Here is a 24951-nt window from a genome sequence, read left to right as displayed (position 1 = left end):
CATCTTCATCAGTCTACTTGATGCAGCCGTCGCATGGCACTTTCGCCGGCATGCGCGATGCGTCGCAGCACACATTGCGCGGCAGCGCGCATCAGGGTGACGAGCTTCCTTTACCACACCCGCCCTACGGAAACATTGACCTGCACTTCGAGCTGCTCAATCCTCGTCGACCGCGACGATCCCGGAGCGCCGTTGCACGCCCCACGCGCGGCCGCCGCGCAGAAAATGCAGCCAGCCGAGCGCGGCGCCCAGATGACGCGCGAGCTGGAACGAGAACGGCTCCGCAACGGCCGCGAGCATCGCCATGCCGAGACTGTTGCCACTGCGCTCGCCGGTCCAGCGCCGGTAGAGATGGATGCTCCACAGGTAAAACGCCAGATCGATCGCCGTTTTCAGGCCGATCACGCTGAAGATCGACACGACGATCGCCCCGTGTCCGCCGAACAGAAAACCGAGTAGCAATGCGAATGCCGTGAGGCCGTAGATCGGCTGCATCGCGTCGACCGCCTTGACCGGCAGCATCAGCATGCCGAGCGTACCGTAGCGCGGATTGCCGGTCATGTCGCGGTTCCAGTACTGGGTCTGCAGGAAGCCCGCGAACCAGCGGCGGCGCTGGCGCAGAAAGCTCGCGAGGGTGTCGGGCGCATCGGTGCGCGCATGCGCTTCGCCGACCACGCGCACGTCCCAGCCGAGCTCGTGATCCACCGAATAGCGGCGCAGCCGGTGAATCAGTTCGTAATCCTCGACCAGACACTGCGGATCGAAGCCGCCGACCGCGACGAGCGCATCGCGCCGGAACGACGCGAATGCGCCCGAGATCAGCAGCAGGCTGTCCGCGCGCATCCACGCGAAACGCGCGATGAAGTTGCGCATGTACTCGTAGGTCTGGAACCACTGGAACACGCGGCCCGACAGCGACTTGCCGCAGACCGGCACGAGAATGCCCGCTGCCGCGACGAGCGACGGCTCGCTCGCGAACGCGGCGCGCATCGCGTAGGTGGCGTCGTCGTCGAGCATCGTGTCGGCGTCGACGGTCATCACGGTGTCGGTCGTCATCACGGTGATCGCGGCGTTCAGCGCGCGGGCCTTGCCGCCGTGCGGCACGCGCAGCCAGAACAGGTTCGGATGCTGCGAGCTCGGCGCGCTCAGCACGCCGTCGGCGGCGGGCGTGAGGCCGAAGCGTTGCGTGAGCAGCTCGGCGGTGGCGTCGGTGGAGCCGTCGTCGGCGATCACGATCTGCGCGGGGCCGTGCGTTTGCCGCAGCAGCGCGGCGAGCGTGACCGGCAACACGGCCGCCTCGTTACGCGACGCGACGATGACACCCATGGCCGGCAACTCGCGCCGTTCGTGGTCGGCTTCGAGCGGCGCCGCGCGGCGCGTGAGCGGCAACGACTTCCACGTGACGAACGCGAGCAGCAACGTGTCGTATGCGACATACGCAATACCGGTCGACCACGCGAGCGCGCCACGCAGAAAGAATGCTCGCGCGAACAGCAGTGCCCACAGCACGACGACGCTGGAATGGATCAGCGTGCTCGATAGCGTCGCGCGACGCGGCAGAATGCGCGGCGACGCGACAGCGAGTGCCTGTTCTAGGGTCTTCTTCAAGGTGAGTGTTTCAGGTTCAACTGGGTTGCGGTTAGTTGGCGAAGCTGTGTTCGCGCCATCAAAAACACGCGGCGGCTTCACGGCGTCATGCGCTTCAACACCGATTTGCGATCGAGCCACTCATGCTTGAGCGCGCCGCCGATATGCATCGCCAGCAACGCATAGAGCGCATAACCGAGCCACGCATGCAGCGCGCCGAAGCGATCGTGCAACGTCTCTTTCAGCGTCGGGTCGAGATGCATCACATAGCCGAAGCGCGGCCATTGGAACAGGCCGAACCACTGCATCGGATGCGTGGCCGCGTCTTTCCAAGCGGAATCGTGCAGCCAGCCGGACAGCGGCAACGCAATCATCAGCAAATACAGCGCGAAGTGCGCGAGGTGCGCGGCAATCTTTTCCCACGACGGAAACTCGCGCGGCAACGGCGGCGGCTTGTGCGACACGCGCCACAGGATGCGCAGCAGCGCGAGCCCGAGCACCGTGATGCCGATCGATTTGTGTGTGTCGATCACCGGACGCACCCAGTCGTCGGGCAGCGAATCAGCGGACAGAGCGAGCACGACATTGACGCACATCAGCAACGCGATCAGCCAGTGCAGCGTCATCGCGGTGCGCGTATAGCGCGGCGGGCGAGAGGCATCGGTCGAATCGGTCAGGGAATTCGCTTGGGTGTTCATGGGGGTTCCGTTCGCGAGGGCGATGAATGCCGTGAAAGCTGTTTGAAAATCGACGCTACTGGTATCAGGCAAACGCCCAAGTGTGCCGTTTTATTCCGCAAAGCGCTTAACCTGCGTGTTTCAGTTTGTTTCGAGCTTTGGAGGCACGACACGCGCGGAAATCGCACTCGCGTGGCTGCTTTTTAGCTGGTGTTTTGGCCCATGTTCTGGCTGGCGTCCCGCAGATCAGCGCGGGACGCCCGGCAGCATCGTGTTCACCTTGCGCTTGCGTCTCCGATTTCTATCCGATCAATTCGCCAGCGCCCTTTTGAGCGCCTTCTGGTCACGTTCGAGCTGCATTCTCATGTGCCGCATGAACTGCCTCGCGGTTTCCGTGAGTGGGGTACCAGGGCGAAACACCAGCACTCCGGTGAACATTACCTCGATGTCGATCGGCTTCACGACGAGTCCCCGCTCTGCGAAGTCCAACGTCACGAGCGGATGAGCGATTCCTATACCGACTCCAGCGAGCGCCAGTTCGCAGATCGTGTGCGAATACGGCGTCTCGACGACCGGTTTGAGACGGATTTCGCGTGCCGTGAGTTGCGTTTCCAGGCGTAGCCTGGTGCTGTCTTCGGGATTCAGCGCGATGAAAGGAAATTCAGGCAGGTCCGCAACAGCGATGACAGGACGCGTGGCCAAAGGATGATGCGAGTTCATCACTGCGACAGCCCGCATACGCGCGAACACCGAGTGTTCGAGGCCGGCCATCGACATCTCGTCGGACATCAGGCCGAAATCCACCTGTCCAGCCGAGACCTTCTCATGCACTTCGCGCGAACTCATCACCTGTAGCGAAATTTGCACGTTTCTGGACGGGGCATCGAACGCCGCAATGACACGTGGCAGAAAGCCTGTGCCCAGTGCCGGCAGAGAGGCGATCGCCATCCGGCCCAATCCGTAGGAGCGCAAACTACGGATTCGATGCTCGATGACCTCAAATCCGCGAAAGTACTGGTCAACCTCACGCATCAGGGCGACGGCTTCCGGGGTGGGAACGAGCCGGCTGCGTATCCGCTCGAACAGGCCGAAGTCCGCCATGGTTTCCAGACGCCTGATGGCCTGACTGACAGCCGGTTGCGAAATGCCGAGCAGGGCCGCCGCCTTGCTCGTGCTTCCTGCGTTCATGACCGCCCTGAATACTTCGATATCCCTGATCCGCATAACCTACACTTATTGACCTAATTATTTCCGATGTTGATGCAATCCCGGGTAAAAGTAAACTTCGATCATCAATCCACCACGAGGCATCGCCGGGAGCAAGATGACAAGCAATCCCCAGAAAGCGCCGCAGCCGTTCCGCAGCCTGTCCCCATCTGTCATGCGGGCATCGACAGTTGTATTCGATTCTCTGGCCGAGTTTTCGCGCCGCAAGGAGCGGCAACCGGACGGTTACAGCTATGGCATCACCGGAACGCCAACGGCTCGTGAACTGGAGCACCGCATCGCCGAGCTCGAAGGTGGCGCGCATTGCGTGGTGACGCCTTCCGGTCAATCCGCGCTGATGACGACCGTGATGGGCTTCGTGCGCGGCGGCGATCACCTGCTGGTGTCCGCTGCCTGCTACGGCGCGCTCAAGACATTCGCGCATAAGTGGCTGGCGCACTTCAACGTCGAGGTCGAACTGTATCCGCCGGCAATCGGGGCTGCGATTCAAAAGTACATCAAGCCCAACACCCGCATGATCTGCATGGAGTCGCCGGGGACGGTGACGATGGAGATGCCCGACATTCCGGCGATCGTCGAAGTCGCGAAACGTCACGGCGTATTGACGATGATGGACAACACCTGGGCAAGCCCGCTCGCTTTCAAACCGCTCGAACATGGTGTGGATTTCAGCGTCGAAGCCGCGACGAAATTTTTTGGTGGTCATTCGGATCTACTGGCGGGCTGCATCAGCATGAACGACGCGGATTACTACGCGACCTTGCGCGAGACGCAGAGCGTTCTCGGCCAGCAGACCAGCCCTGATGACTGCTTCCTCGTCATGCGCGGCCTGCAAACCCTGAAGGTCCGCTTCGCTGCCCAGAGCGCCTCAACGCTGCAGATTGCGAGGGAACTAGAACGTCACCCGGAAGTGAGCAAGGTGCTGTTCCCGGCACTGCCGTCCGATGCCGGTCATGCCATCTGGAAGCGGGATTTTGCGAGCAGCGGGTGTCTCTTCTCCCTGATCCTCCAGCCCGCGGCGGAGGACGCGTTCAACGCATTCTTCGATACGCTCCAGTATTTCCCCATCGGGGCGAGCTGGGGAGGCGTGCATAGCCTCGCTGCCTACTACCCGGCCCCGTTGCAGGCCGAGCGTGCGTTCCCGCTTACCGACCAGCCTATCGTGCGCCTTTCGATCGGGTTGGAGGACCCGGCGATGCTGCTTGCGGATCTGAATGCCGGTCTTGACGCATTCGGACGCGCCCGGGCAACCGCTGCGTAGATTTTTTAATTCAATTTACCTGGATGAGTGAGTACGAGATGAAATCAATCAATGGATGGAGACGCTTTGCCACGGTAGCGAGTTTCGTGACGCTTTCCGCGGCATTCAGTTCACCCGCTACTGTGCAGGCAGCGGATCTTCTCGCGCAGGTGAAGGCGAATGGCACATTGCGCGTGGCCAACACCCAGAGTAGTCCCCCATGGAGCATGCTTGACGAAAACAATCAACCTGTCGGCTATGACGTTGCAATTGCAAAGGAAGTCGGCAAGCGCATTGGCGTGCCGAACGTAGTATTCGTCGCCGATTCGTTCAAGAACTTCGTGGAAGGGTTGAAGACGGGCAAGTACGACCTTGTGATGAACGATCTCACGCCTACACCTGAACGGCAACAACAGGTTGATTTCGGCGAACCATACGGCGTGGAGGATTTCCGCATTTTCGTACCCGCCGGCAACACAGACATTAAGGGCAAGGAAACCCTTAAAGGCAAGCGAGTGGGAGTGGTCACTGGCTCGAGCAATGAAACGTGGGCACGAGCACACCTGCATGACTCCGACATTCGTTCGTACGATAACGGGGGACTCGTCTTCAGCGATCTGGGCAATGGACGTATCGACGCAGTCATCATCTCGCACTTCGGCGGCATGAAGTACGCCAACGTCAACCATTTACCGGTCAAGGAAGTGGGCGAACCCTTGATCTACCAGCTATCAGCGCCGGCTTTGCAGAAAGGCCAACCGGCCATGCTCGCAGCGGTCGATAAGGCGATTGCAGACATGATGGCTGACGGGACGATCGAGGCCATTGCCAGGAAGTGGGTCGGGCAAGATTACGATATGGCCGGCACGATCACCAAAGCGAAGGCACACAAGGAGTAGTCATGATCGAGCTTTTCATGCGCTCGCTTCCGCTGTTAAAGAGTGCGGTGCTGATGACACTCTTTCTCGGTTTGTTGTCGTTTGTGCTCGGTTCGACGCTAGGGTTGCTTGTCGCCTTGGCTCGTATCTCCAGCATAGGCGCACTACGCGCCTTCGCATTCGCATATGTATCCATCTTCCGTGGCACGCCGCTGCTCGTGCAGATACTGCTGATCTATTTCGGTTTGCCCCGGTACGGTCTGACACTTGACCCGGTTCCCGCCGCGCTCCTCGCGCTCACGCTGTTTTCGGCCGCGTATCTGAGCGAGAACTTCCGTTCCGGCATCAACGCGGTGGACAAGGGCCAGTGGGAAGCTGCGATGTCGCTGGGCATGGGTTACTGGAAAGCCATGTCGCGGGTTATTCTTCCCCAAGGACTACGCATCGCCATTCCGCCTGTCGGCAGCCGCATGATTGCACTCATCAAAGATACATCCCTCGCTTCGACAATTACGGTGGTAGAACTGACCCGCGTCGCCGACCAGGTCGGCGCCTCCACCTTCCGCTACATGGAAATGTTCCTGATGGTCGGCCTGATCTACTGGGGCATCAACCAGATTCTCACGATCGTCCAGACCGTCCTCGAGAATCGCATTTCGAGGCGTTTTGTATGAATACTGATATCAGGACGATTGAAGTCCGTGGACTTTCGAAGGCATTTGGCGACAACCATGTCTTGCGCGGCGTCGATTTCAGCGTATCGAAAGGCGAGGTTGTCGTTGTAATGGGTCCCTCCGGGTCGGGCAAGACCACGCTGCTGCGCTCGCTGAACTTCCTCGAGGTACCGGATGCCGGCAGCGTGACAGTATGCGGCATTGATGTCGAATGCAACGGTTTGTCAAAACCGTCACGCCAGAATCAGAAGAAGATCCGCGCGATCCGCCAGCGCACCGCGATGGTGTTCCAGTCGTTTAACCTCTTTCCGCACAGGACAGCACTGGAAAACGTGATGGAAGGTCCGGTCAGCGTCAAGGGTGTCCCTCGTGCGCAAGCGTCGGAGCGCGCAATTCACCTGCTGACACAGGTTGGGCTGGCCGCAAAAGCCAACGAATATCCGGCACGGCTGTCCGGCGGTCAGAAGCAGCGCGTAGCGATCGCGCGGGCGCTCGCGATGGATCCAGAGGTCATCTTCTTCGACGAGCCAACGTCTGCTCTCGATCCAGCGCTGCGGGAGGATGTCCTGACCGTCATGCGCGACGTTGCCAAAGCGGGCATGACGATGCTGATCGTCACGCACGAAGTGCGGTTTGCGCGAGATGTAGCGGATCGGGTTGTTTTTATGGACGGCGGCGTGGTTGCCGAAGACACGACACCGCAAGCCTTCTTTGGTGAAGGCAGCAGTCCACGGGTAAGGCAGTTTCTGCATCTGATCGAGACCTGAGTATTGAGCACGCCGCGACACCGCCTTGAATCACGCGTAGGGCTTCCGTTGCAAAAGCGTTGGCGGAAGAGTTCGTGCTTTATCGCGAGGAGCAGGAGAGGCGGAAAGCGTCGGCGACGTAACACAGCCCGCTAGCTCAACCGCAAACTCCGCAATACGTCGAGCACATGCTGAGTCGGACGCTCCACGGGACCCGCGCGAAAGGCCAGGCCCAGCTGTCGCCATAACGCAGGGCGCAGCGCCCGTGTGACGATGCGCGCGTCGGCCGACGAGCGGCTCGGTTCCTGCGGCAGCAGCGCGGCGCCGTATCCCGCTGCGACGAGACTCTTGATCGCATCCGAGTAGTTGAGCTGGATGCGCGGCGTGGGGTGCTGCCCCGCCGCGCTGAACCATTCCGTCGTCAAACGCGAAAGCCGCGTGGTCGCGTCGTTCAGAATCAGCGGCTTCGCGGCGATCCATTGCGGCGTGATACGAGCTGGACACGTCCATCCGGCCGGCATGAACGCGACCACCGGATCGCGGCGCCATGTTTCGATCGATAGCCCTCGTAGCGGCGCTTGCGGCAGCGCCACGATGCCCACGTCGAGCGACTCCTGGGCGAGTCGCGTCAGCGTTTCCTGCGAAGTCAGCACGGCGATTTGCACATCGATGCCGGGATGCCCGGCGGCCAGTCGTTCCAACGCCTGCGGCAGCAGATTCGCGATGGCCGCGGTGGAAGCGCCGAGCCGAACCCGTCCGCCGAGCCCTTCCACCTGTCGCCGCACGTCCTCCAGTGCCTGCTCGGCATTGGCCAGCATCTGACGCGCATAGGCCACCAGCGTCTCGCCGATCGCCGAGGCCCGCACCTGACCGCGTTTGCGCGACAACAGCGGCGCGCCGACGCGGCTCTCGAGATCCGCGATATGCATTGCGAGCCGCGGGCGGCTTCGCATCGGCTAGACGCAATATCGGACAACGCCAGGTCGTTACTGCTCGGGCTCGTCTTTACAGGCGTCGTGCTGGCTTTCGCCGTGATGGCGATGATCTGGACGGCGTCTCGCCCCCCGCTCAAAGGCAAGGACTGCTCCGGCCGCATCGCAAACGACGAGCATGCGAGCTTCGTCGCGTTCTTCCAGGACCCGGCAGACCAGGGCGCGTTGCTGCGGTCGATCGACGACTGCGCGAAATGAGCCTCGTTGCGGCGGGATAGCGCGCTCGTCGGCCGCGCCATCCCACACCCCCGCCAGGGACTATCCCACTTCCTGCCATACCACGGGCACAATACCCGGCGATAATGCCGGGGGCATTCGCGCCTTTTCCGTTCGATATCCGAACGCATCGATGCCCGCGCCGCCAGTGTTCCCTTTCGATGCACCCATGAGCCACGCCACCGCCGACCACCCCGCTTCCGCCGACTCCGCCCCGAACTCGCCGCGCTTCCTGCTATTCCTGATCTGCCTGTTCGCGTCCGCCGGACAGCTCGCCATCGACATCTACGTGCCCGCGCTGCCCGCGATGGCGCGCTACTTCGGCACCTCGCCGCAAGCGATCCAGACCAGCGTCACCGGCTACATGGCCGCCTACGCGTTCGGTCAGCTGATCTTCGGTCCGATCGCCGACGCGTATGGCCGCAAGCGCGTGCTCGCGTTCGGTCTGACGGTCTACACGGTCGGCTGCCTGCTGTCGCTCGCGGCGCCCAATCTCGAGACGTTCATCCTCGCCCGCGCACTGCAGGGCTTCGGCATCGCGAGCACGAACCTGCTGGCGAAGGCGATCATCACCGATTCGTTCGCGGGTCAGGCCTTGCTGCATGCGTTCACGTACATGTCGATCGCGTGGGGGCTCGCGCCGATCGTCGCGCCGGTGATCGGCGCGCATCTGCAGACCGCGTTCGGCTGGCGCGCGTGCCTCGTATTTCTGCTGATCTATTCGCTGGTGATGTGGGCGCTGCTGTGGCGTTATCGCGAGACCTTGCCGAAGCCCGTCCATCTCGAACCGCGCACGCTGACCGCGAACGCGCGCAAAGTGCTCGCGAGCCCCGTGTTCCAGAGCTGCTTCCTCGCGCAGGGCCTGTGCTACAGCATCCTGCTGGTGTTCAACATCGTCGGGCCGTTCATGGTGCAGACCACGCTGCACAAGCCGCCGACCTTCTTCGGCTACCTCGCGCTCGGCATCGGCATGATGTACTTTCTTGGCGGTCTGTCGAATCGCCTGCACGGTCCGGGCCTGCCGAGCGCCGAGCAGCGGCTGCGCATCGGCGCACGGCTGATGGCGGCCGCGTCGCTTGCGATGCTGCTGCTCGCGCTGACGGTCGGTCTGCGCGTGTGGACGCTCGCGACGCCTGTGCTCGTGATGGGCTTCTGCGCCGGCGCGATGTATCCGACGCTGATGGCGAAGGGCAACTCGCTGTTCCCGCACATCGCGGGTCTGACGAGCGCGATTCTCGGCTGCGCGCTGCTGCTGGTTTCATCGGCGATGATGGGGTTGGCCGGCTTCGTGTCGGTACAGGTGCTCACACCGCTCGCGCTGTTCTTCGTGGTCCTCGCGTTCGTCGTCGTCGTGATGGTGACGAAGCTGCTGCGCCATCTCGAGCAGGTACAGCCTGCGGCCGCGGCGAGCGCGAGCGGCAAGGCAGCGTGAGCCGGCACATGAGCTCGACCGAACGCCAGACCTTCATCTGTACACGCGCGGACCGATGAGCGGCATGCGCGAGCGCGCCTGCGCATCCGCTTCCACGCGGATCGATCCGACCGTGTGGAAAGTCGCGGCGGTCGTGTCGATCGGCTCGTTCATGTCGCAGATGGACTCGACGCTGGTCAACGTGTCGCTGTCGGCGATCGGCCATACGCTCGATGCGTCGATCGCTACCGCGCAGTGGATCGTCAGCGGCTACCTGCTCGCGATGGCGTTGATGTTGCCGCTCAACGGCTGGCTGGTCGACCGCATCGGCGCGAAGCGGCTGTACCTGTTCTGCTTTTCGACGTTCACGATAGCGTCGATGCTGTGCGGCGCGGCGCAGACGATCGGCGAGCTGATCGGCGCGCGCATCTTCCAGGGCCTCGTTGCCGGTGTGCTCGTGCCGATGGCACAAATGATGATCGGACGCGTGGCCGGCAAGAACCTCGAGCGGGTGATGGGCTACACCGCGCTACCCATTCTGCTCGGTCCGATTCTCGGCCCGGTGCTGGCCGGCCTCGTGCTCGCGCACGCGAGCTGGCCCTGGCTGTTCTTCGTCAATGTTCCGGTGGGCGCTTTCGGCGTCGCGATGGCGGTGTTGCTGCTGCCGCGCGATGCCGCCGCGTCGCAGAAGCGACCGTTCGATTTCACCGGCTTTGCGTTGATCTCCCCTGGGCTCGTCGCGCTTGTCTATGGACTTCAGGACGCGTCGCGAGCGGTGGGCTTGGCGTGTCTGCTCGCGGGCGTCGCGTTTCTCGCCGGCTTCGTGCTGTACGCGGCGCGCAAAGGCCATACCGCGCTGATCGACGTGCGCATGTTTGCGACACGTACGTTCTCGGTCGCCGCACTCGCCCAGTTCTTCGCGAACGGGATCATGTATGGACGGCAGCTCGCCGTGCCGCTTTTTCTGATCGCGGGCTGCGGTTTGTCGGCCACGCACGCGGGCGGCCTGCTCGCGGCAACCGGCGTCGGCATGATGTGCTCATTTCCGCTGCTCGGATGGTTGACCGAGCGGCTCGGCTGCCGCGCGCTCGCGGCGGGCGGCGCATTGCTGGCGTTTCTGAGCACGCTCGTGTTTCTGTGGCTGAGCGTTGATTCGTTCTCCGCCGGATGGGCCGCGGTCGGTCTGTTCTTTGCGGGCGTCGGTCAAGGGACGATCAGCGTGCCGTCGATCTCGGCCGCGTATTCGTCGATCGGGAGAGAAAGGCTCGGGGTTGCGAATACTGCGTTGAACGTCGCGCAGAGAGTGGGCGGTCCGTTCGCGACGACGCTGCTTTCGATGGTGATAGCGTCGGCGTTGCACGGTGTTTCGGGTGCACAGCCCGGCCGCTTTCTGCCGACGTTCGTGCTGCTGGCCGGGCTGCACTTGTTGTGCTTCGCGGCGGCGATGTTTCTGCCGGTTCGCGTTCAGCGGGCGAAGAACGCCTGACCACGCATTCCCGCGCCCGTACTTCACAGTAGCCGCAAGCCGCCATCACACTCGATCACCGCCCCCGTCATAAACGTGTTCTCCAGCAGAAACTGCAGCGCGTGCGCGACATCGTCGGCCTGCCCGACGCGCCGCACCGGTAGCGTTTCGCTTTGCTGCCGAAACAGCTCACTCTTCACGCTCGCGGGAAATCTGTCCCACCACGGCGTATCGATCACACCCGGCGACACCGCGTTCACGCGCAGCGGCGCAAGCTCGCGCGCCAGCGTGCCGATCATGCTTTCGAGCGCGCCGTTGATCGCACCCAGACCCGCCGTGCCCGGATTCGCGATGCGCGCCGAAATCGCGGTCAGAAACGTCAGGCTGCCGTCGCGACGCAGCGTGGGTAGCGCGGTCTGCGCGGCTTCGAGCTGCGGCCAGAACTTGGCCTCGAAGCCACGCCGCAGCGCGGCCAGATCCAGTTCAGCAAACGGCCCCGCGCCTTCACCGCCCGACAGCGTCATCACCAGATGATCGATCCGGCCGAGGCCGCCGAAGAAGTGTCCGAGCGCCGCCCGATCGGCGCAATCGAGCGCCTCGCTCGTCACCTGTCCACCGATGCCAAGCAGCGCATCGTCCAGTTTGGCGCGGTCGCGCCCCACCGCGACGACGCTCGCGCCAGCCGCCACGAGCCGCTTCACCAGCGCGAGCCCAATGCCCGACGAGCCACCTAGCACCACGACCTTCTGATTTTGCCAGTCCATGTCATTGCTCCTGAGTGTGAACGGGAGACCCCGTGGCAGTAGAATGCGCGGTGCGAGCCCATCACTCAAATCGTTTAATGTCATGGCCAACATCATTGAAAATGATTTTCGGCGCTTCGACCTGAACCTGCTGCTGACCTTCCGCGCGCTGCTGGAAGAGCGCAGCGTCACGCGTGCCGCGCAGCGGCTGTTTCTTGGGCAACCGGCCGTCAGCGGCGCGCTCAAGCGCTTGCGCGAAACGTTCGGCGACGAGTTGTTCGTGCGCACGCCGCAAGGCATGACGCCGACGCCGCGCGCGCTCGAACTCGCGCGGCAGATCGAGCCGTTCCTGCAATCGCTGCATCAGGCGCTCACGCAGCCATCCGTCTTCGATCCGGCCCGCGCGCAGCGGGTGTTCCGCATCGGCCTTAGCGATTCGCTCGAACTGCTGCTGATGCCCGAGATCATCGCGCGCCTCGCCGACACCGCACCCGGCGTGAAGCTGATCGCGCGCTCCACAGATTCGACGCGCGCCGCCGCGATGCTCGACGATGGCGCGATCGAACTCGCGGTCGGCGTATTCCGCGAATGCGTGCCGTGGCAGCGATTCACGCCGCTGTTTTCATGGCGCTTCGTGAGCGTCTACAACCCCCAACTCGTCAGGACGCGCCGCAAGCATTTGTCGATGGACGAGTTTCTGCGCCACCGTCATGTGCTGACTTCGTTCAGCGCCGAGCTGCGCGGCTTCATCGATGAACGACTCGAGATGCAGGGACTGAAGCGCGACGTCTTGTTTTCGAGCTCGAACTTCGCGACCAGTCCGTTCATCGTGCAACGCACGGCGGCGATCGCGACGGTGCCGGAGTTCATCGGCCGCGTCTGGCGCGATACGCTCGGTCTCGCGCTGAGTCCGCTGCCATTCGAGGTGCCGGGCTACGAGGTTTCGCTGATGTGGGCCGCGGCGCACGACCAGGACCCGGCGCTCGCGTGGTTGAAGCGCGAGTTCGCGGACGCGTTCGGCACGAGCGACGGCACTGCGCGTGCAGCGCCCTGACAGCGACGTGTGCTACGGTTCGGAAGCGTCACGGTTCGTTTCGCCGCTTCGCCGTCGCCCGTTCAAGCTCGGAGGAAATCCCGATGACTCACCACGTCGCAAAAGGCACCTTCATCGTCTCCCTTCAACCGATGCCGTTTGAAAACGCGGAGGCCGAATCGAAGCTCGGCCGCATGTCGATCGACAAGCAGATCTCCGGCGATCTCGCCGCGACCACCCAAGGGCAAATGCTGAGCGCGATGACGAACGTCAAAGGCTCGGCCGGCTATGTCGCGCTCGAACAGGTCACTGGCACGCTGGCGGGCAAGCAGGGCACGTTCGTGCTGCAGCATATCGGCGTGATGAATCGCGGCGCAGCGGCGCTGGCGGTGACGGTCGTGCCGGATTCAGGCACGGGCGAGCTGAGCGGCATTGAAGGCGAGTTCAGGATCGACATCGTCGACGGCGCGCATTCGTACGAGTTCGCTTATCGTCTGCCCGGCGACTGACATGCCGAACGCGTGCCGGCGGGATACGGCGCTCGACCCCGTACCCCGCTAGCAGGCTTTCCAGTTCAAAACCTCAGCGCTCAATGCCCCGCGATCGTCACCGACGCCGTCAACGCATTCGGATCGCGCGAAGAAGCCCCCGCGATCATCTGATAGACGCCGCCGTTGAGCTTCCACACGTGGTTGGTCGCGTCCCACGTCGACAGCAGCTTCGGCGCAATCGATACGCTGACCTGCTGCGACTGCCCCGCCTGCAGCGCGACCTTTTGCCAGCCGACCAGACGCTTCGGCGGTTCGCCCAGACCGCTCGGCAACGCGGCATAAACTTCGGCGATTTCCGCGCCCGCGCGCGAGCCCGTATTCTTGACGGTAAAGGTCACCTTCACGTTGCCACTCGCATCCACTTGCGCGTTGAGGCCCGAGTAGCTGTAGCTCGTGTAGGACAGCCCATAACCGAACGGGAACAGCGGCGCGATCTGCTTGCCGTCATACCAGCGATAACCCATGAAGAGTCCTTCGCTGTAGGTAACGGTGGTATCGGTGGCCGAGATCGTCGGTTGCGGAAGATCCGCGTCCTGCATCGGGAACGTGATCGGCAATTTGCCGGACGGGTTCACGGCGCCGAACAGCAGATCGGCAATCGCCTGACCGCCCTGCACGCCCGGATACCACGCTTCGAGCACGCCGTGCACGTTGGATAGCCACGGCATCAGGACCGGGCTGCCGTTCTCGAGCACGACGATCACGCGCTTCGCTTGCGCCGCGACCGCGCTGATCAGCGCGTTCTGATCGTAGCTCTGGTTATAGCTGTCAGTCGTATTGCTCGGCAGGCTCAGGCTCGGCAGATCCGCGCCCTCGCTTTCCCATTGCGTCGCGAACACGATCGCCACGTCCGCCTTCGCGGCGGCGGTCGCCGCTGCCGCCGCGTTCGTGCCGTCGACGAAGGTCACGCTCGCGCTCGGCGCCTTCGCCTGGATCGCGGCCAGCGGTGCCGACTTGTACCACGTCGCGCAGGTGCTCAACAGCGGCGACGGCGACACGCAACCGGACACCGCGTTGCCCGCGGCCGCCGGCACCGCGCCCGAGCCGCCGCCCGACAGCACGCCCGCATCCGCGTGAGCGCCGATCACCACGATCGACGACAGCCCCGCCGCGTTCAGCGGCAGCACCGGTTCCGAATCGCCGCTCGCCACCGCGTTCTTCAGCAAGACCGACGATTGCTGCGCGACCTGCAGCGCGAGCGCATTGCCCGCGGTTTGATCGACGCTGCCGCCGGTGGTGGGCGGCGAATCGAAGACGCCGTAGCGGATCATCGTTCGAAGCTTGCGCTGGAGCCTCCTTCTGCACGTGTCTGCCGACACCGAGTGAGACGTCACGCCCCTCCCGCAGACTAATGACGGAAGCCGAAGGCCTCTACCTTGCGCCCCTCAAGGCTGACCTGCACTGCTTCGCTACAAGAAGTCGTAGTACAGTTCACGGCATCGACGGTCGGGCCGACTGACGGCACCGTCTCGCTGATGATGATGGCCTTGATCAATCTGGCATCATCGGTCACAACTATTTCAAGGCCTAGCACCACCCCGCTGTCGTATTTGATAGTCATCGTTCCGGTGCAATCGGGGTTCACGGTGTAGGCGCCACTCTGGGCCCCGGTGAAACTGGTCACTCCGTTCTTCGGCGCACCATTGATCGTGCCGACGTCAATTCGCGTGAAATGTTTGGAACCGTCGAACGTCACCAGGGAGACATTGTTAAGCGCCAATTGGGTCACAAATTGATGCACCCCCGCTGAGTCGATCAGTCCGATGACCTGCCCCACGGCACTGAAACCGTATGCGCCGTTCAGCAGAGAGGCTGAACATGCGCTGCCGGCGTGAGCCGCACCATTGAGCGAAAGAAGGGCAATAGCCGTTGCCGACAACATGCTTAAACGCTGGCTATTCATGTTCGTCTCCTTGTAATCAAATGAGGTGCGCAGGTACGCACCGTCTTTCGACATCCTAAGTTAAGAGAAAACATCATTTACAGCGATCTGACAGATACAGCCATGCGTAAGCCATGCGTAGCCATTCCTGCTCATGCAACGAGCGGAGGACGGACGATAGGCCGGTTAGGACCAATCGTCCTTCGAAAAGGTGGCGGGCTGGCGTCGGTGTTCGATCAGCGCGCGGAGGTGGCACGCCGGAGACCGACATTCGCATTGAGAGTTGCTGCACCGGGCTGGATTTGCAGCGAGGTGTCGGCGGACACGCGCAAAGCGTTCGCGCGGAAATCCGCACAGAGGTGACTTTGTGAGTCAGCAGCGCGAATGGTGCGCCGCACGGTTCAGTATAGGCCGGGAGACCGGTAATGTCGGACAAAGGCGCGGCGGATTATCGCTAGCGTGTATTAGACCTCGAGCGTCGGCCCCGTTACCTGCTGGACCTGACGCGCAAGCTCTGCTATCTGCGCGCGTTCGAATGCCCGTGCCGTTCGCCCACCGCGGCAGGTGCAGACTTCGTCTGCCGGCTCAACATCAGCGTCACCACCGCCGACACCGCCAACGTCGCGCCGACCACGTAAAGCCCCGCCGTATAGCCGCCCGTCACGTTCTTGAGCCAGCCGATCGCAAACGGCCCGACGAAGCCGCCGAGGTTGCCGATCGAGTTGATCATCGCAATGCCCGCCGCCGCCCCGGCGCCAGACAGGAACATGCTCGGCATCGCCCACAACGGCGCCTTCGCGGCACTGATGCCCACGTTCACGACGACGAGCGCAAGCACGATCATCAACGCGGTGGTCGCATTACCGGCGAACACGAAGCCGATGCACGCAAGCGCGCACGGAATCACGACGTGCCACGTCCGTTCGTCGGTGCGATCCGAGTGCTTCGCCCATAGCACCATCGCGATCACCGCGAGCACGCTCGGCACGCCGGCGAGCAACCCGGTTTCGAACGTGCCGAAACCGTATTGGCGGATGATCAGCGGCGCCCACAAGCCGAGCGTATAAAGCCCCGCCGAGGTGCCGAAGTAGATCAGCGCGAGCGCGAGCACGCGCGGATCGCGCAACGCGCTGAGCGCGCCGGCCGTGTGGCCCGCATGCGCGTGCCGCGCGTCGGCTTCGAGCTTCAGCCTCGCGATCAGCCAGTCGCGCTCGTCGGGCTGCAGCCACTCGGCTTGCGCGGGCTTGTCGGTCAGATACTTGAGCACGCAGAAGCCGAGGATAATCGCGGGCAATGCTTCGAGTAGGTAGAGCATTTGCCAGTCGACGAGTCCGGCAATCGGCGGCAGTTTCATGATCGCGCCGGAAATCGGCGAGCCGATAGCAGTCGAGATCGGCGCGGCGGCCATGAACCATGCCGCCGCGACCGCACGCTGCCGCGCCGGAAACCACAGGCTCAGATACAGGATGATGCCGGGAAAGAAGCCCGCTTCCGCGACGCCTAGAATGAAGCGCAGCGCGTAGAAACTGTTCGCGCCCGACGACGAACGCCGACGCGAGCGACACGAGCCCCCACGACACCATCACGCGAGCAATCCAGCGCCGCGCGCCGACCTTGTGCAAAATCAGGTTCGACGGCACTTCGAACAGAAAATAGCCGATGAAAAAGAGCCCGCCGCCGAGGCCGAACGCGGTCGGCGAAAGACCGATCGCCTTGTTCATCGACAACGCGGCGAAGCCCACATTCACGCGATCGAGAAAGCTCACGAAGTACAACAGCATGACGAACGGGATGATCCGCAGCATCAGCTTGCGGGACACCCGGCTTTCGAGTTCCGAAGTCATTGTCTCCTCCTGCGGCGCGCGGCTATTGACCGCGCGCGAGCCTCGCGCCGGCCGACGTTGGGCCGAGCTAATCGAGTCAAGGTTGTGTGCCGGCCAGATCGTGGCCGGGGCGTAGACCGCGCGCCTGATTTGCGCGCGGTTCCGCACAGTCCGGTTCAGTTCGCGCGACGCCGGCGCTCAAGCCGCGTTCGCCGCGGGCGTCGCCGCCTGCTCGATGAACGCGCACACGGCCGCCGTCACCTGCGCGGTCGTGGCCGTGCCGCCGAGGTCGCGCGTGTGCAGCGCGTTGTTCGCGGTGACCGCTTCGACGGCCTGCATCACGCGCCTGGCCGCGTCGAATTCGCCGAGGTGTTCGAGCAGCATCACGACCGACCAGAACGTGCCGACCGGATTCGCGAGCCCCTTGCCCATGATGTCGAACGCGGAGCCATGGATCGGCTCGAACATCGACGGATAGCGGCGCTCCGGATCGATGTTGCCGGTCGGCGCGATGCCGAGGCTGCCGGCGAGCGCGGCCGCGAGGTCGCTGAGAATATCGGCGTGCAGATTGGTGGCGACGATCGTGTCGAGCGTCGCGGGACGGTTGACCATGCGCGCGGTCGCCGCGTCGACGAGTTCCTTGTCCCACGTGACGTCCGGAAACTCCTTCGAGATTTCGAGCGCGATCTCGTCCCACATCACCATCGCATGACGCTGCGCGTTGCTCTTCGTGATCACGGTCAACAGCTTGCGCGGACGCGACTGCGCGAGGCGGAACACGAAGCGCATGATGCGCTCGACGCCGGCGCGCGTCATGATCGACACGTCGGTCGCGGCTTCGATCGGATGGCCCTGATGCACGCGGCCGCCGACGCCCGAATATTCACCCTCCGAATTTTCGCGGACGATCACCCAGTTCAGATCCTCGGGCTTGCAGTACTTCAGCGGTGCGTCGATGCCGGGCAGGATGCGCGTCGGGCGCACGTTCGCGTATTGGTCGAAGCCCTGGCAGATTTTCAGTCGCAGACCCCACAGCGTGATGTGATCGGGAATGTCCTTGTCGCCCGCCGAGCCGAACAGGATCGCATCTTTGTTGCGGATCGCGTCGAGCCCGTTGGCCGGCATCATCACGCCGTGTTGACGATAGTAGTCGCCGCCCCAGTCGAAGTTCTCGAACTCGAACGTGAAGGCACGCGTGGTCTTCGCGAGCGCCTCGAGCACCTGCGCGCCGGCCGGCACGACCTCCTTGCCGATGCCGTCGCCGGGGATGGTTGCGATGCAATAGGTCTTCATGTCTGCGTCCTGTGCTTGGTGAATGGCGTGAGTGGACTCTAGCGCGATCCCACGGGTAAAAACCGGTGCTAAACTCAAAGCATCTTTAACTTGCATTCACAAATGCGAAGACGCGGAAAAGACGATGCGCGACACCGTCCAGCCAGCCGATCTGGGCTTTTTCTCGACGCTCGCCGCGAGCGGCAGCCTCAGCGCGGCCGCACGCGAACTGGGGCTGACCGCGGCGGCCGTCAGCAAGCGCCTGACCCAGATGGAGCAGCGCGCGGGCGTCGCACTCGTAACCCGCACGACGCGCCGCATGATGCTGACGCCCGAAGGCGAGCTATACCTCGAGCACGCGCGGCGGATTCTCGACGAGATCGACGAACTGGCCGAACTGCTCGGCTCGGCGAAGAAGACACCGAAGGGCTTGCTGCGCGTGAACGCGACGCTCGGCTTCGGGCGCAGCCATGTCGGGCCGGCGATCTCGCGCTTCGTCGCGCGGTATCCGCAGGTGTCGGTTCAACTGCAGTTGTCGGTCACGCCCCCGCCGCTTACCGACGACAGCTTCGACGTCTGCATCCGCTTCGGCGAGCCGCCCGATACCCGCGTGGTCGCGCGCCGGCTTGCGCCGAACCGGCGTCTGCTGTGCGCGGCGCCGTCGTATCTTGCGGCGCACGGCATGCCGCTCACGGCGCACGATCTGACGCGCCACAACTGCATCGGCATTCGTCAGGGCGACGAAGCGTACGGCGTGTGGCGGCTGACCTCGGGACGCGGCGCCGCGCGCAAGACCGAGGCGGTGCGGATCAAGGGCACGCTGACCACCAACGACGGCGAGATCGCCGTCAAATGGGCGCTCGAAGGACACGGCATCCTGATGCGCGCGGAATGGGACATCCGGCAGTATCTGACGGAAGGATCGCTCGTCCAGTTGCTGCCCGATCACGACACACCGAATGCGGATATCTTCGCGGTGTATTCGCCGCGGCATCAGATGTCGAATCGTATTCGCGCGTTCGTCGAGTTTATTGCGCGGGAGTTGGGGGGTGAGGTGGGGGCGGGGGCGTAGGGCAGCACAGCGATCGTGCACACTCGTGATGTCATCAAAAGAGCGAGCAGCACATCGGCCCAATTTTGCCTCGCTTTCCGAGTCGTCTGATTGAGCATGGTTCCGTCTTCGCCGAAGCTGACTGTGTCACGAACGTTACCTCGAGTCACCCGTCTTCTCGCTTCCGTCGCCACCACGGAGTGAACGCCTTTTCGATGTGTAAACCATGCCCGCCGAGTGCTATTTCACGCTTAACCGTCGACTCATCTCTGTATTGACCTGCAAAGGCTTTGGCAACGTGTCTGCTTTTTCGGGCAAACCAGCCCATGTCAACAACCCCGCAGATACAGCGGTCGCCGAAAGCGGTCCGCTTCCGCAAGGCCTGTACTACATCGTAGACCGACAGAGTGGCGGTCATCTGGGATGGCTGTATGACCTTCTCAAGGACGCATGGTCCGATGTCGATCATTCGACCTGGTTCGCGCTTTATCGAAACGACGGCGTGATTGACGATTGGACATTTATCAATGGCGTGAAGCGAGGCAACTTCCGCCTGCATCCGACTGGTCGCTGGGGAGAAAGTGAGGGATGCATCACGGTCACAGACCAGTCCCAGTTCGATCGCTTACGCTCGTTCTTGCTGTCGCACCCAACCCGGAAGATACCCGGCACCACACTGCAGTACTACGGTACGGTACTTGTGCAATGAAAACTGCCCTGCGGATTTTTACGACCTTCGTGCTGACTGTCCCAGTCTGCCTTGCGTTGTCGACGATCGACCCGCTTGCGCGCTGGGTTGGCCGCGAATCCACGTTAGAAATGCTTCGCCCCCTCTTCAAGCTCGTTGGCGCCGTCGGTGTGGAGGGCGAAGAGGACGTGGTGGTTACGCTGCTGCTCGCAGTCAGTTTCCTACTATGCTGGGGGCTCTCGTGGGGCGGGTCCGTGCTTTTTGTTAGAAAGAGGTGTCGCCTTGATGTCAAATGACGTTTTCATAAAAATCGACGGGATTACGGGCGAGTCGCAGGACGCGACACACCCGGACGAAATCGAGGTGATCAACTAGACATGGAAGATGGCACAGCGGCTCTCCATGATGTCCGGACCAGGAAGCGGCGTCAGCAAAGCCTCGGTCGACGACCTCGTGTTCTTCCACAACGTGGACCGGGCGAGTCCGAGCCTGATGTCCTATTGCCTGACCGGCACGCACGTTTCGAAAGCGGTTCTTACCATGCGCAGGGCGGCTGGCAGCCCCCTCGATTTCCTCAGGCTCACAATGAACGATGTATTCATCACGGGCGTAGAGATGACCGCACAACACGAACAGGTTCGCCTCTCTTTTGCCAGGGTCAAGCAGGAATACATCGTTCAAAATGCCCAAGGCGGCAGCAACGGCGTAGTTACCGGAATCTTCGACATCAGGGCCAACCGACCTGTGCCCCGATGACAGTGTCAGCCAGACCTTTTCAATGCACATCACTGACTATCCAATAAAACCCTCTGATATCGTAAAGTTGAGGAAATAGAGACCACCTCCATCCCATCAGTCACCAAGGCCGGACCTGACCAAACCGGGTAACGATGCCGAGACCAGACCCCGCGCTGTACCGCAGCCCGACAACCCCGATGACGCGGCGGCGCCGACGTCTTCTGATCGTCGGCGCGATCGTGCTCATCGCCGCATTCGGCTGGATGCTCGCGCTCGTGCTCGAGCCCGCGTTCCAGCGCACGATCGTCATCACCACCGGTGCGGACGGCGGCATCTATCGCGGCTTCGCCGATCGCTACGCGCCGCTGCTCAAGCGCGAAGGCGTCAAGCTCGACATCCGTAGCTCGTCGGGCTCGGTCGAAAACTACCAGCGGCTCGCGGACCCGAACAGCGCCTATCAGGTCGGCTTCATCCAGTCGGGCACGACCAGTCCGAATGACACCGACAATCTGGAAACCATCGCCGCCGTGTCGTACGAACCGATCTGGGTGTTCTATCGCGGCGATGCGACGATCGACCGGCTGTCGCAACTGCGCGGCAAGCGCATTTCGATGGGCGTGCCAGGCAGCGGATTGCTCAACGTCTCGCAGGTGCTGCTCGGCTATAGCGGCGTCACGAGTCAGAACTCGACGCTGCTGCAGATGGATGCGAACGCCGCATACCAGGGGCTCGAAAGCGGTCAGGTCGACGCGGCATTCTTCATTGGCCGGCCCGACGCCGACATGCAGCACACGCTGCTCACCAGCAACCTGAAGCTGATGAGCTTCGCGCAGGCCGATGCACTGGCGCAAAAATTCCCGTCGCTGTCGAAGATCACCTTGCCGCGTGCCTCGACGAGCGTCGCCGACGATCTGCCGCGCAGCGACGTCACGCTGCTCGCGGCGACGGCGCTGCTCGTGTCGAAGGACACGCTGCATCCGGCGCTCGTCTATCTGCTGCTCGACGCGGCGCGCACGGTGCACGGCGGCGAGGACTACTTCACGCCGCTCGGCACGTTCCCCAACCTGAACACCGAAGAATTCCCGATCTCCGACGAAAGCGTGCGGTACTTCAAATCGGGCCGGCCGTTTCTGTATCGCTACCTGCCGTTCTGGCTCGCGAGTCTGATCGAACGGCGGCTGCTGATTCTGGTGCCGTTCCTCGCGCTGCTGATCGGCCTCGCGCAGGCGCTGCCGCGCATGCTCGAAGCGCGGATGAAGAAACGCCTGATCGTTTGGTACCGCGCGATCAAGGCGCTCGAGGACGAAGTATGGAAGAACGCCGAGCCGTCTCGCGCGCAGATCGCGCAGTGGAGTGAGGAGATTGAAAGCATCGACGCGAACGCTAGTCAGATCCGAATTCCGTACCGCTACTTTCAGGATGTTTACGCGCTGAAGCAGGCGATCGGCGTCGTGCGCGACCGCGATCGCGCATGTAGCGCAGAAAGTGCAGAGGTAGAGGCGGCGGTCGCTTAGCCCTGTGCGTTTCCCGGGTATTCACCACCGCGCAGCCGGTTGATTTTCCGCACGGCCTCACCGCGTGGGTGCTTGCCGCAGCGCAAGAAAAAAATCTCTGTGGAATCAGTCGGACGATAGGTCGATTCAATTGGCGCGCTCGCGATTCGCATCCTGTAATGGACTCCTGCCGTCCGCGTACCGTCCATCCAGCCTGCCGTCCTACCCGGAGAGAGACCATGTCCCAGCCTGAGCCGAATGTAGACGAAGTGGTCCGAAGCATCGCCGAGGAAACCGACACGCCGGCAGAAACGGTGTCGCGCATGTACGCCGATACGCTCGCCGAATTCCGGAACGAGGCGCGCGTGTTCGACTACGTGCCGCTGTTCGCCGCGAAGAAGGTCCGCAACGAGTTGCGTCACAAGCAACGTCGCGAGCACTGACTCGCGGCATGCGGTGATGCATCGGCTCACCGCACTGTCGCACGCGTCGTGGCTCCAGATTTTGCGAGCATGGTGGAGCTAACAATCGCGTCGCAAATTTTTTATGCTGGCGGTTCCACAGCTTTTCAAAGGAGCCGTCCACATGTCCGCCCCGCTGCAGATTCGCGCCGTCACCCGTGACGATTTCGATGCATGGCTCCCGCTATGGGACGCCTACAACGCGTTTTATGGCCGCTCGGGCGAGACCGCGTTGCCGCGCGAGATCACGCAAATCACGTGGAATCGCTTTTTCGATGGCTACGAGCCGATGCATGCATTCGTCGCGGAACGCGCCGGGCAGTTGCAGGGCATCGTGCATTTTCTCTATCACCGTCATACGACGATGGCGGGGCCGATCTGCTATCTGCAGGACCTGTACACGCTCGATAGCGAGCGCGGCAAGGGTGTCGGCCGTGCGCTGATCGAGGCCGTCTATGCGCGGGCAAAAGCCGACGGCGCGCAACGCGTCTACTGGCAGACGCACGAGACGAATCACACCGCGATGCAGCTCTATGACAAGGTCGCGGATAAGTCCGGCTTCGTGGTATATCGCAAAGCGCTTTAGCGCTCAGCGCGTCATCAAGGCTCATCAAAGACGAAAGGCGCACTACCCGGTGCGCCTTTCGTTTTACTGCTCGAGCGGTCATCACGCAGTCCCGGTCAAGCCTCGAGCTGCTCCAGCACCTTGCCCTTGGTTTCGATACCGAGGAAGTGCACCGCGACCGCCGCGAGGAACGGCACGGCAGCGAGGATATAGAACGCCACTTCCAGGTTGCCGCCGATCATCGTCTTCGACACGATCGCCGGCGCGAAGATCGCCGCCACCTTCAGCCACGCGCCGCCGACGCCGCAGCCCATCGCGCGGATGCTGGTCGGGTACAGCTCCGGCGTGTACACATAGGCCGTGATGAAGCCGCTGGCGAGAAAGCCGAGCGCCAGCGCGCAGCAGGTTGCGACCACATACACCGACGAGCCGTGAAACACACCCGCCATGCCCAGCGACAACGCGCACAGCACGAACGAGATGCTGATGATCGGCTTGCGTCCCACCTTGTCGACCAGTAACGCGCAGGCCAGCGATCCGAGCACGCCGAGCACCGACGCCGCGACCGCCAGGTTCAGCGCGAGTTGCAGCGGCGCGTGATAGATCGTGCGGTAGATCGTCGGCAGCCAGGTCGACAGGCCGTACTGGATGAAGCCGCAGGTGACCCACAGCATCGCCACGGCGAGCGTGCGCTTCAGATAGGCCGGGCCGAACAGGTCCGCGACGCGGCGCTTCGGATGGCGATTGACCATCTCGTCGAACTCCGACGCCTGCGCGACCGGCGGCAGCGGCACCTTGGCGGCACGTTCGAACGCGAGCACGGCGGAATCGGCTTCGGCCATCCGGTCGCGCACGGCGAGCCAGCGCGGCGATTCCGGCACGAGCTTGCGCAGCACGAAGAACAGGATCAACGGCATGCCGCCGATGAAGTACATCGCCTGCCAGCCGAAGCGCGGCACGATCCAGGCACCGAGCGCGCTCGACGCGAGCAGCCTGATCGGGAACACGATTTCGTACAGCAGAACGAAGCGTCCGCGGCCGTGCGCGCGGCTGATCTCGTTGATATAGGTCGCGGCCACCGGCAACTCACCGCCGAGGCCCAGGCCCTGGACGATACGCAGCGCGACGAACACCGCGAAGGTCGGCGCAAAACCGCACGCGATACTGGTGATCCCGATAATGCCCGAGCTCAGCGCGATCGCCTTCACGCGTCCGCCGCGTTCCGCGTACCACGGAAACAGGAACGCGCCGATCAGTTGTCCCACGGCGCCCGAGCCAAGCAGGAAGCCGACGTCCCACGGCGTCAGATTCCATTTCGCGATCAGCAAGGGCAGCGTCGCCGCGATCGCGATGACGTCGAAGCCATCGAAGAACGTCGCGAGACCGATCAGTATGCGCGCCCGCACCTGCATCCGGTTCCTCGGCAAGCGCTCCAGACGCGCGATGATCGAGCCTTGCGTCACAGCGCCTGAAACACCGGCGCTGCTGCGGTCTCCTGTTGTGTTTTCGATGGTTCTCATGCCGAGGTGCCGTCCGTA

At 63.0% G+C, this 24951-nt stretch carries 22 protein-coding genes and 5 pseudogenes; 17 read left to right on the top strand and 10 right to left on the bottom strand.

From position 1 onward, the window contains the following. Window positions 1-156: 156 nt before the first annotated feature. The 3 genes from OKW27_RS08650 to OKW27_RS08640 form a co-directional block, all read right to left on the bottom strand. Window positions 157-1608: a glycosyltransferase family 2 protein gene (locus OKW27_RS08650; RefSeq protein WP_429333209.1), complete on the bottom strand. Its 1452-nt coding sequence runs from the start codon at window positions 1606-1608 to the stop codon at window positions 157-159. A 77-nt stretch (window positions 1609-1685) separates the two neighbouring features. Further along, the gene (locus OKW27_RS08645) at window positions 1686-2285 is read right to left on the bottom strand and encodes a cytochrome b (protein ID WP_090807993.1); all 600 of its coding nucleotides are present in this window, start codon (window positions 2283-2285) and stop codon (window positions 1686-1688) included. Between the two features lie 288 nt (window positions 2286-2573). Continuing rightward, window positions 2574-3488, bottom strand: a complete 915-nt coding sequence (locus tag OKW27_RS08640) for a LysR substrate-binding domain-containing protein (protein WP_429333208.1) — start codon at window positions 3486-3488, stop codon at window positions 2574-2576. Between the two features lie 100 nt (window positions 3489-3588). On the opposite strand from OKW27_RS08640, the gene metC reads away from it, so the two are divergent. The 4 genes from metC to OKW27_RS08620 are packed head-to-tail and all read left to right on the top strand — an operon-like array spanning window position 3589 to window position 7050. Continuing rightward, entirely contained in the window at window positions 3589-4752 is a 1164-nt protein-coding gene (gene metC, locus OKW27_RS08635) for a cystathionine beta-lyase (protein WP_090807998.1), read from the top strand. A gap of 38 nt (window positions 4753-4790) precedes the next feature. Then, window positions 4791-5630 carry an ABC transporter substrate-binding protein gene (locus tag OKW27_RS08630; protein WP_429333207.1) on the top strand — a complete coding sequence of 280 codons (840 nt, stop codon included), beginning with the start codon at window positions 4791-4793 and terminating at the stop codon, window positions 5628-5630. A gap of 2 nt (window positions 5631-5632) precedes the next feature. After that, window positions 5633-6283, top strand: coding sequence for an amino acid ABC transporter permease (locus OKW27_RS08625; RefSeq protein WP_090808002.1), 651 nt, complete (start codon window positions 5633-5635; stop codon window positions 6281-6283). Then, window positions 6280-7050, top strand: coding sequence for an amino acid ABC transporter ATP-binding protein (locus OKW27_RS08620; protein ID WP_090808004.1), 771 nt, complete (start codon window positions 6280-6282; stop codon window positions 7048-7050). Before OKW27_RS08625 ends, OKW27_RS08620 begins: the two co-directional genes overlap by 4 nt. A 131-nt stretch (window positions 7051-7181) precedes the next feature. Here the strand turns inward: OKW27_RS08620 and OKW27_RS08615 are convergent. Further along, window positions 7182-7970 (bottom strand): annotated as a pseudogene (locus OKW27_RS08615) (LysR substrate-binding domain-containing protein); the annotation flags it as partial. Window positions 7971-8060: 90 nt separating this feature from the next. Between OKW27_RS08615 and OKW27_RS08610 the strand changes: the two are divergent. From OKW27_RS08610 to OKW27_RS08600, 3 genes are all read left to right on the top strand, one after another. Next, window positions 8061-8219, top strand: a complete 159-nt coding sequence (locus OKW27_RS08610; RefSeq protein ID WP_429334638.1) for a hypothetical protein — start codon at window positions 8061-8063, stop codon at window positions 8217-8219. 187 nt (window positions 8220-8406) lie between these two features. After that, window positions 8407-9669 carry a multidrug effflux MFS transporter gene (locus OKW27_RS08605; protein WP_184073506.1) on the top strand — a complete coding sequence of 421 codons (1263 nt, stop codon included), beginning with the start codon at window positions 8407-8409 and terminating at the stop codon, window positions 9667-9669. A gap of 55 nt (window positions 9670-9724) precedes the next feature. After that, window positions 9725-11134 carry a DHA2 family efflux MFS transporter permease subunit gene (locus OKW27_RS08600; protein ID WP_429333206.1) on the top strand — a complete coding sequence of 470 codons (1410 nt, stop codon included), beginning with the start codon at window positions 9725-9727 and terminating at the stop codon, window positions 11132-11134. 23 nt (window positions 11135-11157) lie between these two features. Here OKW27_RS08600 and OKW27_RS08595 read toward each other — a convergent pair whose 3' ends face one another. Continuing rightward, a complete protein-coding gene (locus OKW27_RS08595) occupies window positions 11158-11877 on the bottom strand; it encodes an SDR family oxidoreductase (protein WP_090808012.1) in 720 nt (239 codons plus the stop codon). A gap of 82 nt (window positions 11878-11959) precedes the next feature. Between OKW27_RS08595 and OKW27_RS08590 the strand changes: the two genes are divergently transcribed. Together OKW27_RS08590 and OKW27_RS08585 are read left to right on the top strand one after the other, a co-directional pair. After that, a complete protein-coding gene (locus tag OKW27_RS08590) occupies window positions 11960-12910 on the top strand; it encodes a LysR family transcriptional regulator (protein ID WP_090808014.1) in 951 nt (316 codons plus the stop codon). An 83-nt stretch (window positions 12911-12993) separates the two neighbouring features. Then, window positions 12994-13398 carry a DUF3224 domain-containing protein gene (locus OKW27_RS08585; protein WP_090808016.1) on the top strand — a complete coding sequence of 135 codons (405 nt, stop codon included), beginning with the start codon at window positions 12994-12996 and terminating at the stop codon, window positions 13396-13398. Between the two features lie 80 nt (window positions 13399-13478). Here the strand turns inward: OKW27_RS08585 and OKW27_RS08580 are convergent. From OKW27_RS08580 to OKW27_RS08570, 3 genes and pseudogenes are all read right to left on the bottom strand, one after another. Beyond that, window positions 13479-14762: pseudogene (locus OKW27_RS08580) on the bottom strand (glycoside hydrolase family 3 C-terminal domain-containing protein); the annotation flags it as partial. Between the two features lie 26 nt (window positions 14763-14788). After that, a complete protein-coding gene (locus tag OKW27_RS08575; protein ID WP_184057806.1) occupies window positions 14789-15343 on the bottom strand; it encodes a hypothetical protein in 555 nt (184 codons plus the stop codon). 496 nt (window positions 15344-15839) lie between these two features. Beyond that, window positions 15840-17127, bottom strand: a pseudogene (locus OKW27_RS08570) (MFS transporter). Between OKW27_RS08570 and OKW27_RS08565 the strand changes: the two are divergent. Next, window positions 17036-17281, top strand: a complete 246-nt coding sequence (locus tag OKW27_RS08565) for a hypothetical protein (RefSeq protein WP_429334637.1) — start codon at window positions 17036-17038, stop codon at window positions 17279-17281. The pseudogene OKW27_RS08570 and the gene OKW27_RS08565 overlap by 92 nt on opposite strands. A gap of 62 nt (window positions 17282-17343) precedes the next feature. On the opposite strand, the gene OKW27_RS08560 is transcribed toward OKW27_RS08565, so the two are convergent. Next, window positions 17344-18438: a tartrate dehydrogenase gene (locus OKW27_RS08560; RefSeq protein ID WP_429333205.1), complete on the bottom strand. Its 1095-nt coding sequence runs from the start codon at window positions 18436-18438 to the stop codon at window positions 17344-17346. A 124-nt stretch (window positions 18439-18562) separates the two neighbouring features. Here OKW27_RS08560 and OKW27_RS08555 point away from each other — a divergent pair, with 124 nt between their 5' ends. The 7 genes and pseudogenes from OKW27_RS08555 to OKW27_RS08525 all read left to right on the top strand — a co-directional run bounded on the left by OKW27_RS08555 (window position 18563) and on the right by OKW27_RS08525 (window position 23434). Continuing rightward, window positions 18563-19489 carry a LysR substrate-binding domain-containing protein gene (locus tag OKW27_RS08555; protein ID WP_429333204.1) on the top strand — a complete coding sequence of 309 codons (927 nt, stop codon included), beginning with the start codon at window positions 18563-18565 and terminating at the stop codon, window positions 19487-19489. Window positions 19490-19694: 205 nt separating this feature from the next. Then, entirely contained in the window at window positions 19695-20177 is a 483-nt protein-coding gene (locus OKW27_RS08550; protein ID WP_429333203.1) for a DUF2778 domain-containing protein, read from the top strand. Continuing rightward, entirely contained in the window at window positions 20174-20452 is a 279-nt protein-coding gene (locus OKW27_RS08545; RefSeq protein WP_429333202.1) for a hypothetical protein, read from the top strand. Before OKW27_RS08550 ends, OKW27_RS08545 begins: the two co-directional genes overlap by 4 nt. Next, window positions 20442-20912, top strand: a pseudogene (locus tag OKW27_RS08540) (Hcp family type VI secretion system effector). Before OKW27_RS08545 ends, OKW27_RS08540 begins: the two are co-directional and overlap by 11 nt. Window positions 20913-21091: 179 nt before the next feature. After that, a pseudogene (locus tag OKW27_RS08535) lies at window positions 21092-22391 on the top strand (TAXI family TRAP transporter solute-binding subunit). A 235-nt stretch (window positions 22392-22626) separates the two neighbouring features. Next, window positions 22627-22830: a DUF3562 domain-containing protein gene (locus tag OKW27_RS08530; RefSeq protein ID WP_090808029.1), complete on the top strand. Its 204-nt coding sequence runs from the start codon at window positions 22627-22629 to the stop codon at window positions 22828-22830. A 142-nt stretch (window positions 22831-22972) separates the two neighbouring features. Beyond that, entirely contained in the window at window positions 22973-23434 is a 462-nt protein-coding gene (locus tag OKW27_RS08525) for a GNAT family N-acetyltransferase (protein WP_018423974.1), read from the top strand. Between the two features lie 95 nt (window positions 23435-23529). Here OKW27_RS08525 and OKW27_RS08520 read toward each other — a convergent pair whose 3' ends face one another. After that, the gene (locus OKW27_RS08520; protein WP_429333201.1) at window positions 23530-24933 is read right to left on the bottom strand and encodes an MFS transporter; all 1404 of its coding nucleotides are present in this window, start codon (window positions 24931-24933) and stop codon (window positions 23530-23532) included. Between the last annotated feature and the right edge of the window lie 18 nt (window positions 24934-24951).

The organism is Paraburkholderia sp. 35.1 (assembly GCF_050436525.1).
GTDB classification, from domain to species: domain Bacteria; phylum Pseudomonadota; class Gammaproteobacteria; order Burkholderiales; family Burkholderiaceae; genus Paraburkholderia; species Paraburkholderia tuberum.
The sequence above is the reverse complement of the archived record's forward strand: the minus strand, read 5'-3'. Positions and strand labels throughout refer to the sequence as shown.

Excerpts from the sequence above, each read along its gene's own strand:
- OKW27_RS08645 (WP_090807993.1), bottom strand. The coding sequence starts at position 2,285 with ATGAACACCCAAGCGAATTCCCTGACCGATTCGACCGATGCCTCTCGC.
- OKW27_RS08640 (WP_429333208.1), bottom strand. The coding sequence starts at position 3,488 with ATGCGGATCAGGGATATCGAAGTATTCAGGGCGGTCATGAACGCAGGA.
- metC (WP_090807998.1), top strand. The coding sequence starts at position 3,589 with ATGACAAGCAATCCCCAGAAAGCGCCGCAGCCGTTCCGCAGCCTGTCC.
- OKW27_RS08630 (WP_429333207.1), top strand. The coding sequence starts at position 4,791 with ATGAAATCAATCAATGGATGGAGACGCTTTGCCACGGTAGCGAGTTTC.
- OKW27_RS08625 (WP_090808002.1), top strand. The coding sequence starts at position 5,633 with ATGATCGAGCTTTTCATGCGCTCGCTTCCGCTGTTAAAGAGTGCGGTG.
- OKW27_RS08620 (WP_090808004.1), top strand. The coding sequence starts at position 6,280 with ATGAATACTGATATCAGGACGATTGAAGTCCGTGGACTTTCGAAGGCA.
- OKW27_RS08605 (WP_184073506.1), top strand. The coding sequence starts at position 8,407 with ATGAGCCACGCCACCGCCGACCACCCCGCTTCCGCCGACTCCGCCCCG.
- OKW27_RS08600 (WP_429333206.1), top strand. The coding sequence starts at position 9,725 with ATGAGCGGCATGCGCGAGCGCGCCTGCGCATCCGCTTCCACGCGGATC.
- OKW27_RS08595 (WP_090808012.1), bottom strand. The coding sequence starts at position 11,877 with ATGGACTGGCAAAATCAGAAGGTCGTGGTGCTAGGTGGCTCGTCGGGC.
- OKW27_RS08590 (WP_090808014.1), top strand. The coding sequence starts at position 11,960 with ATGGCCAACATCATTGAAAATGATTTTCGGCGCTTCGACCTGAACCTG.
- OKW27_RS08585 (WP_090808016.1), top strand. The coding sequence starts at position 12,994 with ATGACTCACCACGTCGCAAAAGGCACCTTCATCGTCTCCCTTCAACCG.
- OKW27_RS08575 (WP_184057806.1), bottom strand. The coding sequence starts at position 15,343 with ATGAATAGCCAGCGTTTAAGCATGTTGTCGGCAACGGCTATTGCCCTT.
- OKW27_RS08560 (WP_429333205.1), bottom strand. The coding sequence starts at position 18,438 with ATGAAGACCTATTGCATCGCAACCATCCCCGGCGACGGCATCGGCAAG.
- OKW27_RS08555 (WP_429333204.1), top strand. The coding sequence starts at position 18,563 with ATGCGCGACACCGTCCAGCCAGCCGATCTGGGCTTTTTCTCGACGCTC.
- OKW27_RS08550 (WP_429333203.1), top strand. The coding sequence starts at position 19,695 with ATGCCCGCCGAGTGCTATTTCACGCTTAACCGTCGACTCATCTCTGTA.
- OKW27_RS08545 (WP_429333202.1), top strand. The coding sequence starts at position 20,174 with ATGAAAACTGCCCTGCGGATTTTTACGACCTTCGTGCTGACTGTCCCA.
- OKW27_RS08530 (WP_090808029.1), top strand. The coding sequence starts at position 22,627 with ATGTCCCAGCCTGAGCCGAATGTAGACGAAGTGGTCCGAAGCATCGCC.
- OKW27_RS08525 (WP_018423974.1), top strand. The coding sequence starts at position 22,973 with ATGTCCGCCCCGCTGCAGATTCGCGCCGTCACCCGTGACGATTTCGAT.
- OKW27_RS08520 (WP_429333201.1), bottom strand. The coding sequence starts at position 24,933 with ATGAGAACCATCGAAAACACAACAGGAGACCGCAGCAGCGCCGGTGTT.